Consider the following 12,439-nt stretch of genomic DNA (forward strand, 5'->3'; position numbering starts at 1 on the left):
GCCGAGCAGGGCGTGTTGTTCGAGCGTTGCTACGCGCCTAATATCCCGACCCATCCCAGTTTTACGACGATGCTGACGGGCAAGGAGGCTATCACCCATGATATTGTCAATATCGGTGGTGGTGTGCCGATTGCCGATGGTGTGCGTCTCCTGCCCGAGATTCTCAAGGAGCATGGATATGTGACGGCGGCCGTCGATAGTATGGAGCGGCACTTTCCGCGTGGCTTTGATGAATATGTGACCTATGCCTGGGATCGCTCGGTGCCAACCGTGTTGCGTAAGGCTGAGACGGTCACGGAGAAAGCATTGCCGGTGATTGAGCGACTGCGCGGTCAGGACCAGCCCTTCTTCCTGTTTCTGCATTACTGGGATCCCCATACACCCTACTTGCCACCGCCGGGATATACGCACAAGTTTTATCCTGAGGGGCGTGATCCTTATGCTCTGGATAACCATAGCATGGATGAGGCCTGGAACTGGGAGCCGTTCCGCTGGTATTTCCACGAATGGATGCCCGGCGTCACCGATTCCGAGTTCGTGATCAATCTCTATGACGGCGAAACCGCCTATATGGATGAGCATCTGCGCCGCATCTTTGCCGCCCTGGCGCCTGTTCAGGAGGATACACTGGTCATTCTGACCGCCGACCATGGCGAGATCCTTGATGAGCAGCAGGGGTATTTTGACCACCATGGCCTTTATGAAGGGAATGTGCATGTGCCGTTGATCTTTTACTGGCCGCGGAAATTGCCAGCTGGTCGGCGCGTGCCTGGCTTTGTCCAGAATGTAGATCTGGCTCCGACGCTGCTGGATCTGGTTGGTGTGTCCGATCGCGATGCCATGGAGGGCGTGAGCTTGCTGGCACCGATGTTCGGGTTGCGCGATGGTAACTATGATGAGCTCTATCTGTCTGAGGCTACCTGGGAGGTCAAGCGGGCGATTCGCAATACGCGCTGGAAGCTGATTGACTCTATCGAGCCAGATCCGCATGGACGGCCGATGCAGGAGTTGTTCGATCTACAAACAGACCCGCAGGAGCAGCACAATCTGATCAATGAGCAGCCGGACGTGGCTCGTGAGCTCAAGCAGCGATTGGACGCCTGGGTGGCCAAACGCTTGCAGGAAACCGGCCGTTCGATTGATCCTTTGCGCGTGCAGGGACACTGTGGCGTGAGAATTGGGACGCCCAGGCCTGGTGAAGTAGTTGGAGCCGGAGCCACGCCGCTGGCCGAGCGTGCTCATGGCATGGCGGCCACTATTCCTTCTCCCGAAGCGCTGACCGTACCCAATGAATTGCAGGACGAGGACAAAGGAGTGCGCTTGCATGGCTATGTCAAAGATGAATAAGCTACCGGATGCGCTCCGTCTGGGCGTTATCAGTTTTGCCCATGCCCATATTAATGCTTATCTGGATACACTTCGGCATTTTGATGATGCCGAAGTGGTTGCTGGTTGGGATGCTGATCAGGCGCGTGGCCGTGCGCAGTGTCAGAAATATGGTCTGGATTTTGAGGCGGATCTTGACCATCTCTTACAACGCTCAGATATCGATGCGGTCTTTGTGACCAGCCCGACCAATCAGCATGCAGCCCATGTCCTGGCCGCTGCTCAGGCCGGTAAGCATATCCTGTTGCAGAAGCCGATGGCGCTGACTCTGGACGATTGCGATACTATCATTGCTGCAGTGCAGCGCTATGGCATCAAGTTCAGCCTGTGCTATCAGATGCGAGCGGATCCGGTTAACCAGAAGATCAAAGCACTGCTGGACGAAGGCGCCCTGGGCAATATTGCCATTGTGCGCCGCCGCCATGCGATCGGGGTCCTGCTCAATCCTGATTTTGCGCGACCTGATAACTGGCATATCGATCCCGTTCAGAACATGGGCATGTTCATGGATGATGCTTCTCATGCCGCCGACTGGTTTTACTGGATGCTGGGGCGGCCTACCAGCGTCATTGCCGAGATCGATAATGTGGTGACAACCGTAGCGCCGGACGATAACGGGGTGGCGATCTACCGCTTTAGCAAGCGCGAGATGGGCATTTTGCTTAATAGCTCGACCATGCTGGCGGCCACCTCAACAACCGAGATCTACGGCGACAAAGGAACATTGATCCAGGATTATGGCGACCTGGTCTCTTCATCCTTGCCACGACCGCCAGGTGCGACGGCCCTCAAGCTCTATCGAGCTGGCGCCGCCGATTGGGAACGCTTTGATTTTCCGGCTGATGTGCCGCATGGTAATCGCATTCGGGCTGTGCCTCGTCCGCTGATCGACTATCTGCGCGGCCAGGCCGGTCCCCTGGCCAGCGCTGAAGATGGACGAGTATGCATCGAGATGGTGCTGGGTGCTTATCAAGCAGCACGCGAAGGACGGCGGATCTCGCTATAGGCGCGCCCTCTGCGGGCAATGCATTTTAAGGAAACCCATAGGTTCGGAGCTTGCCTCCGATTGTCGCCCGCCGCAGCGTGGCGGCCCTGTTCCCTCGTCGTTCGGTCCCTCGTGGCGGTTTCTGTACCCACAAGCGAAGGTTCCTTTTGGGCACCACGTAGGGCCACGTGATGGTGGAAAGCTATGCTTTATATCTGGGATACAGGGCCCCACAAATGGTGGGGCAAGCGACCGCGAGGGTCGCAAGCTACGCATCGCTTTTCTTGTTGTTTTCTCTTCCACCTATCTGTATTTTCGCTATTCTTGCTGCCGTCTAATCAAGAGAGGATAAAGTATGACCGTTTCATCGAAGTTGCCCAACATTGTGGTTGTGGCGATCGATAGTCTGCGTGCTGACCACCTGGGATGTTATGGTTATGCGCGACCAACTTCACCGTATATTGATGCCCTGGCCGCTGAAAGCCAGGTTTTTGAACAGGCATTTGCCGCTGGTATCCCGACCATGCCCTCCTTTACTACCCTCTACACCGGACTGCATCCGTATCGCCATGGCGTAGTATCGCATACGGGTCAGCGCCGCCTGGCTTCTTCGATCCAGATGCTCCCCCAGCTGCTTAAGCAGCGTGGTTATGTGACGGCGGCCTGCGATAACCTGGCAGTGCAGGGCGAGGGACGTGGCAGCTGGTTTGCGCGTGGCTATGATTATTATTCTGGCTTTCTCTACAAACCTTTCGGCGATCAGAGCCAGCAGTTGACCGACCGGGCCCTCAGTCTATTGCACGAATATGCTGATCAGCCGTTGTTCTTGTTTCTGCATTATTGGGACCCCCACACGCCTTATGCCCCCTTGCCACCCTATGACACGATGCATTATGAACCTGGCTCTGGCCCCATTGACCTGGCCGAGGTGCGCAAACTTCAGCCGGAATACTACAACGCTTTTCTGGGAGATATGCACTTGCGTCATCCAGATGACTATGCTTATGTGGTGGCCCAGTATGATGGTGAGATTAGCCAGGTGGATGTTGAGGTTGGTCGACTGGTGCAGTTTCTCAAGGCGCTGGCTTTATGGGAGAATACTATTTTTGTGTTGCTTTCCGATCATGGGGAATGCTTTGGTGAGGGCGACTTCTATTTTGATCACCATGGTTTGTACGATGCTGTGACCCGTATTGCCTTCATGCTGCATCGGCCCGGACAGCCAGCCGGACGTATCGATCCTATGGTCTCACACCTGGATATTGTGCCTACGTTGGGAGAACTGGTTGGCCTACCCTCCCTACCATATGCCCTGGATGGGAGGAGCCTGCTACCATTGCTGAACGGTTCGACGTCCACATCACCACATCCCTATATCGTCTCCATTGAGTCTTCGCGTCAGGCCTCAATCGCCTTGCGTACCTCCGAATGGAAGGTTATTCTACCCATCGTAGAGGACCTGCATGGCCAGCCGTTGCCCGACTTCTATGGCAGGCAACGCTCGCCTGCCCCGCTGCTTTTCGATCTGCGCCACGATCCCGCTGAGCAGCATGACCTCAGCCAGCAGCAGCCGGAGAAGCTATCCGAAATGCTCGACTTGCTTCGTAACTGGCGCGCGCGCATGTCAATGATCACCGGAGAGCCCGATCCCATTCAGGCGCAAGGTCTAAGCCTATCCTACGAACGCTTCATGAAGCGCCTGTTGGCCCGAAAAAAATCTTAGATTCATTGATGCCTATTTTTGTGTTTTTGTACAGTTCCATAGGTGCTGAGCTCAAAAGAAGTTTTTATGTTGGGTGCAAAACATATGCAAAGCGCACGTTTTGCACCCAACATAAAAAAGATTGGGGACGCCTGCGTTTCCCAGGCTCAGGGGTGCTCTGATGGGTAATGCTGATCCCAGCCAATGCTGGCTGGGATCAAGAATGAGTTATCGCGATATGACAGGTTCAGGCACTGGCCTGGGCAATAACCTCTTCATCATTGGTGTCACTTTTGACGTAATGTTGTCCCGCAAAGAAAAGCGCGACACCGATCAGCAGAGAAATGAGGCCAATACCGCCAATCCAGAGTAACCACTGCGTGTATGAGATCAAGCTTGTCCAGGGGCCGGTAAAGGTGACATAGATGCCAACTGCGCTGGCTATCAGACCCACGATCGAGCAGACATAGAAGACCCAGTCGGGTGCCAGACGGGCCCGCCCGAAGTCTGCATGATACTTGCTGCGAATGATGATCACGTCAATAAAGAGGATGACCATGGAGACGCACCAGATGACAGTGACGGCGGCCTGCAAGATATCATAGATGACGGTGGAGAGGTCAGCGGGCTTCAGACCGGTGTTGAGGGCATAGGGAGTGATGACAAAAGTCACGACGGTGAAGAAAGCCGCAATGATGGTCTGCGTTAATACCGCTACCCAGGGCACCTTATTGGCATTGACGCGGCTAATGACCGCTGGCATGCGGCGGTCGAGTCCCGAGACAAAGAGCAGGCGCCCGAACGAGTAATTGTAGACGGCGGTATTAAACAGGAAGAAGCCAATAAAGATAATGTTCACAATGACTCCCAGGATGGGCCCGACTGCCCCAAAACTGGACTTGACCGCCTGGGCGATGGCGGATGGACTGCCCTGGGCACTCACCGGAGTGACGGCGGTCATTACTCCAAATGTGACTAGCAGGTAGCCCGCGATTACGACAGCCGAGCCCCACAGTAGATAACGCGTGATCGAGCGTGGATGGGTGATCTCCACGCCCATATTCAGCGGAACTTCAACGCCTAGCAGGGCCAGGATGACCGTTCCATAGAAGGTCCAATTTGAAGATACGGGCAGCCAGTTGTGCCCTGCATAGTCCACAGGCGCAGGATGCCTACTAAAGATGGCCAGCAGCCCGGCCAGTCCGACCAGCAGGATGGCGCCTCCGTAAGCTACAAAGACCACGTTGACGAAATTCTGGGTGACACGGAAACGCAAAACGGAGAGGATGAATGAGAAGACTATGACCAGTAATATGATTAGCCCTTGTTGCCAGGGCTCAGTTAGCCATCTGCTGTTCAACTGCTGGAGCAATGATACCACGCCATCTCCTGTGGCGATCATCACCAGAATACCGGGCCACCAGGCGCAGAAGCCGGCAAAGAAACCCATGAAAGATCCGAAGGCTTTGTTGGTCCAGATATAGATTGAGCCTTCGTTGGGGAACATCAGGCCGAGTTGTCCGGTAACGATCGCGCCAGGGATGAGGAAGGTAATAAAGCCAAGCGCCCAGTAGATATATGCTGAGGGTCCGGCGCTGCCTGCCACCACGGCTCCATTGCTGGCAAAGAGCACGATGGCTACAAAGATGGCTACCATATCAAAAGAATTAAGAACTTTGGGGAGGAGGCCGCCAGCGATACGCTCTGAACGTAAGGTTACACCAGATACATGGTCTGAATTGGTTTCCATGGAATATCAGCCCGCCTTTCAGCTTTTCAAAAATACTGTATCAGTTCGTTATGTAAACGATACGCAATGATATGTCTCAAGCATATCATTGTTTTGCTGAAGTATATGAGGTTTAGTGTATTCCCGTTGAACTTATGAAGCGCATGTGTACTTATTGTTTTCAATATTAACATGTTGCTAGCTCCAATTTCAATTTAAAGTTATGCCTCATTCCTTGCCAGGAAATACAACAGAAAAATGATGCACAAAAATGTGACCATGTAGCAAATATTAGCAATTGGCAAACACTTTATTATATCGTACAATAGTATATGGCGGGAATTATGATAGTTAGCGTGATCCTTCAAACGGATCATGTGAAAGGAGGCCACCAGGCACGGGAATTATCAAAATGCCGTTTCTGTAATCTGTTCCACTTTACCTGTTTCACCCTTACTCAGCAGGTAACGATGCCTGTCTACTATGTCTGCGTGAAGAATATCGCCTGCCCATAGTTTTGTGCAGCGATGTGTGTAAGAAACATGCTAGGAAAGGTGGGAACCATATTATGGCCCGGTTTGCTTTAAAAAACGAGGCTGCAACAGAAGAGGTTGCGGCTGCGGTAAATCCTGCTCCTCTCGGATTGTGTGCTTTTGCCTTGACTACGTTTGTCTTGAGTGCGGCTAACGCTAATTTGTTTACTGGTGCTGGTATTGTGATCGGTCTGGCCCTGTTCTATGGTGGCCTGGGGCAGTTACTGGCGGGCATGTGGGAATTCAGGATGGGCAACACCTTAGGTGCGACGGCATTCACATCATATGGTGCTTTCTGGCTGGCTGTGGCGGCCACCTTGCAACTCAAGTTAATTCCCAACAATACCGCTCTTGGCTTTTTCTTTCTCGGTTGGACGATCTTTACCGGCCTTATGTTTATTGCTTCCTTGCGCAGTAACTTCGCATTAATGGGTGTGTTTTTATTCCTGTTCCTTACCCTCCTGGCCCTGACTATTGGCGCGCTGGGTGGTGGATCCGCCTTTAATGTTATTGGTGGTTGGCTTGGTATTATCACAGCGCTTGTTGCCTGGTACACGGCCCTGGCAGGACTATTGACGACCGTTAAGGCACCTTTTGGATTGCCTGTTGGCCCTCGATCCTGAAACGCTGACGCCATCTAACTGTCCCGTTGTAGTCTGGATGCTATGAACTTCTGATCGCCCAATGACGAGCGCGGCAAGTACAGCAGCATATGAATAGCGCTATTTGAGATGCAAGCAGGCTAGCCGTCTATTGATACATCCAATAGCACCTTCGTGCACACCTCAAGTAGCGCTAATAGGTTCGGCCCTTGCGGCCGATTTTGGCTTCACCACGATAACCTTGCCCATAGGTTCGGCCCTTGCGGCCGATATATTTTGCTTTTGGATTAGCTCCAGACCCATCCATTTCATCAGACCTTCTTATCCTGGATAAGGTATATTCCTTGATTGGTGATTAATTACGCAGTGGAATTGTGCATCACTGCATAGCTGCTCTATGTTAATCTGAAGGTGTCAGAAAAAATTCTCAAACGTTCACCGATATGTGATCATTCAACGTTATATTCAATATACTTTGAATTAGTGTTCCGGTTGCGCTTTGCGCATCTATTGCTAATATTGACGTGGCTACTTATTCCTGTTATACGATCTAACATTTGTTAATGTATATGTATCACAACATAATCACGAATACTTTACATTGTTTTGTGGAAACGTACAAAAAAGTCCTGGGCGCTTGACAAGCCAGATTAGTCGACTGTAAAACAATAGTAAGTATAAATTTCCTCAGTACGAATTCTGAAAAAAGTCACTGACGACGCGGATCTATTGTACGTATCTTCTAAGTTTAGTTGTAAACTCTTAGCGTTTTCTGGTTTGTTGTCCATATATTTGGAAGCAGCAGTGGTAGGGATGGGTGTTCTCCAGCACATATGTAGTTGCCTGTGTCGCGTTTAAAAGCTATCCGCAAGGAATAATCAAGAACGCTATTATGTTATCAAAAATATAGATAGGAGTGGTGAGAATGCGACCATTAATTGGTATACCGAGTCGAACTGGGGTTAGAGGTGAAAATGCCGAAAAACCTGTATATTATAGCAATCAATCTTATATTCATGCGGTGGAGAGTGCGGGGGGAGTGCCTATTATTATTCCTATTATGAATGATTATGAGAGTCTCCGTTCGTTGCTTTCTCGCCTGGATGGCCTGTTACTTTCAGGGGGGATTGATGTACACCCCAGTGCATATAAAGAAGAAGTTATTGCCGCTATTGATGAGACTGATCCGGTATTAGATAGATTAGAGCTGCACCTGGCTCGCTGGGCCTATCAAGAAGATATCCCCACACTTGGCATCTGCCGTGGCATGCAATTGATGAATGTCGCGCGCGGCGGTACCCTCTACCAGGATCTGGATACTGGTTATACTAATGGTTTACGACATGCCAACTGGCATTTACCTCGCAACCAGACGATCCATAGCGTGAGTATCGCGCCTGATAGCAGGATGCACCAGATTCTAGGTGCTGATAAGGTGTTGGTCAATAGCCTGCATCACCAGGCTGTCAAAAAGCTGGGTGATGGCATTATTGCCAGTGGCCTGGCGGAAGATGGTATTATAGAGTTAATGGAGATGCCTGAGCGTGCCTTTATGCTGGCTACGCAGTGTCATCCAGAAGAACTTTATCGTGATAATGCTATCTGGTCACGCCTGTTTCGCGCATTTGTGGAAGCCTCCATCGATAAGATGAGCCAGCAATTGGGCGTGGTGTCACAGGTATGGTCGGCCAGCGCATAACAAAATCTCTGATTATTAAGCAATGATATACAATCGCAAATAAGACTCACGAAAGTGGGAAGACAAAAATGTTGTCTACCGTTTTCGTGAGTCTTATTTATTGCGCGTGTGGCTGTAAGGATGATAATGATGTCGCAGACTGGCTTGTCTTATAGAACGTTATAATTTTTTGGCGCGCTCTCGATGACATCGCCCCAGTCGTAGTCGGTGGCGCTGCGAAAGGCTTCGCGCTCATTCTTTGGGATGTGTAGTTCGACGATTCCCTGCGCGCTGGAGACGGTGAGGGTGACGTCTCGTTTGGATTTGTGTGGCTGGTGAATCAGTCGTCCCCAGATGCTGGTATCCGCCTGGAAGCGGGCCAGTGCGGCATAGGAAAACTTGCTCTCTTCCCAACCAGCGCTCCCACCTTTGGCCAGGCGTTGGAAGGAGGGGCGTTCCAGGCGTTGTGGAAAGTGGCACCAGTCATCGACCAGGGGACAGTTCATACTGTGGGCACAAGGCGCCAGAATATGGGCCTCCAGGCTGAGCAGGTATGCGCGCATCTCTTTGATAATAGGGAAGGCTACCGATGTGCCGGGCTCGACAATGAGCAAGACGCCCGAACAATGCTGCCAGGCTAGCGTAATAATTTCCTGGCGCAACGTTTCCGGTAGCTCGTTGAGTACATGCCCGAGCACGATGAGATCGTAGGTTTCAATCTGTCCCGGTAGCTTTCCGCCGATGGTAGCCCTTTGCCAGTTTGTTTGCTTGAGGGCCGCCTTCTCGCTTCCTCGGGTCAACTGGCGTCCCAGCTCGATAAAAGAGGGCTCGCGCTCCCAGGCCGTCAGGTGTTTTAGCGATGGCCATTGCTCGGTGGCGGCCCAGAGGGCGGTCCCCGGTCCGCTGCCTATATCCAGCATCGTAGCTGGTTGCCAGTCAGGGACACGAGTCTTGACTGCCATCATCGCGCCACTGAGCTGCGCGTAGGCCGCAGGCATAATAATCGCGGCATAGCCAAGCGCTGCATCGGCTCCCCGAGCCAGCGAGGACTCCTGTCCCGTGCGTTGCGTGCGATAACGTTCGCTCAAGGCCCGAGCCGCGCTCTTCCACTTAGATGCAGGCACACTTTGCAATGCCTTCTCGATCGCACTCTCTAGCTGGTCAGGTAAGGATAACATCGACATATTTTCTACTAGCGTCCCTCTTTAAACACATTTTTTGTCTTTGTTACTTTAGCAGATTGAGATGAAGTAGTGCAACAACCTGGCCCTTTTTCATAGTGAGTGCATGTTAGCATGCAGTTCGTGCCTTCGGCCCCTAACGCTACGCGCCTACGGCGCTCAAAAATATTGATTGTGAAGTGTGAGAAATGCGCATCTGCGCATTTCTCACACTTCACAATCAATAAAAAGATATGGGGGCATATGTCCCTTACAATTAGAGGTTTTTGGGACGATGCCCCTGTGATCGTGGTTCTTGGGCTTGAACATTCTCTCTGCGAGGGAAACAGGGTCGCTTGTCAAGGGCACAAATCGGGCGCAAGGCCCGAACCTATTGGGATCATGGGTTTTGAAGGTTTCATCGCATGGGCCATCGAAACGCATCAAGGAATATGGCACCCATAGGTTCGGGCCTTGCGCCCGATTTTTCGCTCACGCATGAATATGTTCAAGAAACGATATCATGTTTCCGAGAACGCGTTTCATGAGCAAATGCTTAGCGCCCCTGCCACAGGTTTGTGCTGGGGCAGTAGGGTTGTGAATATAACGGGGGCGGCATGGTGGTTTTGACATACCCCTGGGCGAAGATGGCGTTATACATTTTCCAGATGGCGGGACCAACTATGTATGCCCCTTCACCACCGTTCTCACGCATGGCGACAATGGTGAGCGCAGGCATCTGGTCGGTACTGTGCAGCGTAAATGGTGCCTGTGTAATCATCCAGCCATGTGCTGCCAGGCCGCCACCAACCTCACCAGTACCCGTTTTACCTATGATGTCCGATTGATAACCGAAGTTCTGGCCCAGATGCCAAGCACCACCACAGACTGCCACAGCCGCCATGGCCTGCCTGACCTGGTAAGCGGTATCCTTGCTCACCACGGTATTTAGTTGTTGGGGCTCAACCGACTGCAGCGGATTTTTATCCTTGTCAGTGATTTTTGACACCAACATGGGACGCATCAACACTCCGTTATTGGCGACGGTATTATCGATCATCGACATCTGCAGTGGTGACATGTTAACCACGCCCTGTCCAAAGGCATTTGAGGCTAGTTGGAGGGTTGACAACGGCTTACCATCACTATTCAAGACACTGCTCGTCTGCGTCGGTAAATCAAAGGGAATGGGTTGGTCGATGTAGAGCCTTTTTGCGTACTCTAACCATTTATCCAAGCCCGTTTGGACGCCAAGCTGGGCAAACACGATATTATCTGAATTCGCATATGCATATTCAGTAGTGATAGGGAAGTGGAACGTAAATTGGTTGTAGCCCAGATTATCACCTATAATCTGGCGCCCATCGTAGTACAGCGGACCCATGGCTCCTTTTTGATCCCACTGGTGATCCAGGGTGGTGGTGCCAGTATCGAGCGCCGCCATCAGGGTCATCGTTTTAAAGGTCGAGCCTGGCGAATAGAGCTCTTTTAATGGTCGAACATAGAGTGGATGATCAGGGTCTTTGTTCATCTGATCATAGTAGCTATAATCGTTTTTGGACAATGTCTCGACCATTTTGTTGGGATCATAACCAGGGGAACTGACCATGGCCAGAATTTCACCGGTGTGGGGATCCGAAATGACTACCGACCCTTTGTTCGTGGGCAAGGCATTGCCTATCGAGTATGGCTGCTGATAGAAGGGATCTGTTTGGGGATGGTAGTCGTTAAACTCTTGTACTGCTATCTTTTGAATGCGCTCGTCGATGGTGAGATAAATGTCGTTACCAACCGGCGACTTGTGCAGCGTTTTGTTGATTTCGTTATCTAACGCGGTGCGTCCCGAATTGCCGGTGAGCACATCATTATATTGGCCCTCAATACCAGGCAAAAATGCTCCTGGAGCATAATAGCCAATGAGCGCGGCCAGCGATGGATCGGTATAGTGACGGATATAGCCGCCACATACATTGGGAGCGGGCACCGATTCTGCCAGCAAGACACCGTTGCGATCGAAGATGCGCCCGCGTACCGGTGAATTTTCCGCTGAACAGCGCCGGGGATTGTGAATTGTCGCTGTGACGTTATCCGCTTTTACTACCTGCCAATATACCAATCCACCACTTAAGCCGATGAAAAGGATCACAAAGATATAAGTTAGTTTTCGTATGCTAGAGCTAATATTCATAAAGGCACCTTTTTGACTCTGATACCTGCGGTATGCCTGATATAGATGATCTTTGTCAGTGTATCATTCATGTTCAGACGCTGCAAGAAAAAGGACGATTTTCTGTCCGGTTTTCCTATTCATCAATAGAGCTTTCTGCCCTATTGCACTTGTCTCCTCCAGGTTGTTGGCTTTTGTCATTATAAATAAGTGCAACTATATTTTCAACTCTATCCCTTATTGCATGACAATGGTCAGATCTATATCTTGCAAGCGAAGGAAAAGCACTTAATCCTTCCGTATAGAGATACGTTTCTACTAAAAGCAGGTTGTTGTTTTGTGACATTGGTACTTAACTACACGTTGGACGCGCGCAAAATTTTCTGATGGAGATTGTGGCGTGTGCAGGAGATGAAGTGGATGGATTTTCTACATAGATTCTGGCTGGACGTGCTCGCCTGCATATCTGCGTCCACCTTTATGGTACGGCTTTTTCA

Annotated in this window: 8 protein-coding genes; 5 read left to right on the forward strand and 3 right to left on the reverse strand. The window is 51.2% G+C overall.

What is annotated here, in order from left to right; translation table 11 throughout:
* The 3 genes from JMI88_RS35665 to JMI88_RS35675 all read left to right on the forward strand — a co-directional run.
* Nucleotides 1-1,347, forward strand: a 1,347-nt coding sequence (locus tag JMI88_RS35665) for a sulfatase family protein (RefSeq protein WP_201366804.1), incomplete at its 5' end; no start/stop codon positions are given.
* Nucleotides 1,325-2,392, forward strand: a complete 1,068-nt coding sequence (locus JMI88_RS35670; RefSeq protein WP_201366805.1) for a Gfo/Idh/MocA family protein — start codon at nucleotides 1,325-1,327, stop codon at nucleotides 2,390-2,392. The genes JMI88_RS35665 and JMI88_RS35670, both read left to right, overlap by 23 nt.
* A 334-nt stretch (nucleotides 2,393-2,726) precedes the next feature.
* Complete coding sequence (locus JMI88_RS35675; protein ID WP_201366806.1) at nucleotides 2,727-4,094, forward strand: sulfatase family protein; 1,368 nt, start codon at nucleotides 2,727-2,729, stop codon at nucleotides 4,092-4,094.
* 226 nt (nucleotides 4,095-4,320) lie between these two features.
* Here the strand turns inward: JMI88_RS35675 and JMI88_RS35680 are convergent, their stop codons facing one another.
* Nucleotides 4,321-5,823 carry an APC family permease gene (locus JMI88_RS35680; RefSeq protein WP_201366807.1) on the reverse strand — a complete coding sequence of 501 codons (1,503 nt, stop codon included), beginning with the start codon at nucleotides 5,821-5,823 and terminating at the stop codon, nucleotides 4,321-4,323.
* Nucleotides 5,824-6,370: 547 nt separating this feature from the next.
* Between JMI88_RS35680 and JMI88_RS35685 the strand changes: the two genes are divergently transcribed.
* A complete protein-coding gene (locus JMI88_RS35685; protein ID WP_201366808.1) occupies nucleotides 6,371-6,958 on the forward strand; it encodes an acetate uptake transporter in 588 nt (195 codons plus the stop codon).
* Nucleotides 6,959-7,862: 904 nt separating this feature from the next.
* Nucleotides 7,863-8,636 carry a gamma-glutamyl-gamma-aminobutyrate hydrolase family protein gene (locus tag JMI88_RS35690; protein ID WP_201366809.1) on the forward strand — a complete coding sequence of 258 codons (774 nt, stop codon included), beginning with the start codon at nucleotides 7,863-7,865 and terminating at the stop codon, nucleotides 8,634-8,636.
* Nucleotides 8,637-8,785: 149 nt separating this feature from the next.
* Here the strand turns inward: JMI88_RS35690 and JMI88_RS35695 are convergent, their stop codons facing one another.
* Together JMI88_RS35695 and JMI88_RS35700 are read right to left on the reverse strand one after the other, a co-directional pair.
* Entirely contained in the window at nucleotides 8,786-9,799 is a 1,014-nt protein-coding gene (locus JMI88_RS35695) for a small ribosomal subunit Rsm22 family protein (protein ID WP_201366810.1), read from the reverse strand.
* Between the two features lie 532 nt (nucleotides 9,800-10,331).
* Nucleotides 10,332-11,963: a peptidoglycan D,D-transpeptidase FtsI family protein gene (locus tag JMI88_RS35700; RefSeq protein ID WP_201366811.1), complete on the reverse strand. Its 1,632-nt coding sequence runs from the start codon at nucleotides 11,961-11,963 to the stop codon at nucleotides 10,332-10,334.
* Between the last annotated feature and the right edge of the window lie 476 nt (nucleotides 11,964-12,439).

Source organism: Dictyobacter formicarum, from assembly GCF_016587435.1.

Excerpts from the sequence above, each read along its gene's own strand:
- JMI88_RS35685 (WP_201366808.1), top strand. The coding sequence starts at position 6,371 with ATGGCCCGGTTTGCTTTAAAAAACGAGGCTGCAACAGAAGAGGTTGCG.
- JMI88_RS35695 (WP_201366810.1), bottom strand. The coding sequence starts at position 9,799 with ATGTCGATGTTATCCTTACCTGACCAGCTAGAGAGTGCGATCGAGAAG.
- JMI88_RS35690 (WP_201366809.1), top strand. The coding sequence starts at position 7,863 with ATGCGACCATTAATTGGTATACCGAGTCGAACTGGGGTTAGAGGTGAA.
- JMI88_RS35680 (WP_201366807.1), bottom strand. The coding sequence starts at position 5,823 with ATGGAAACCAATTCAGACCATGTATCTGGTGTAACCTTACGTTCAGAG.
- JMI88_RS35675 (WP_201366806.1), top strand. The coding sequence starts at position 2,727 with ATGACCGTTTCATCGAAGTTGCCCAACATTGTGGTTGTGGCGATCGAT.
- JMI88_RS35670 (WP_201366805.1), top strand. The coding sequence starts at position 1,325 with ATGGCTATGTCAAAGATGAATAAGCTACCGGATGCGCTCCGTCTGGGC.
- JMI88_RS35700 (WP_201366811.1), bottom strand. The coding sequence starts at position 11,963 with ATGAATATTAGCTCTAGCATACGAAAACTAACTTATATCTTTGTGATC.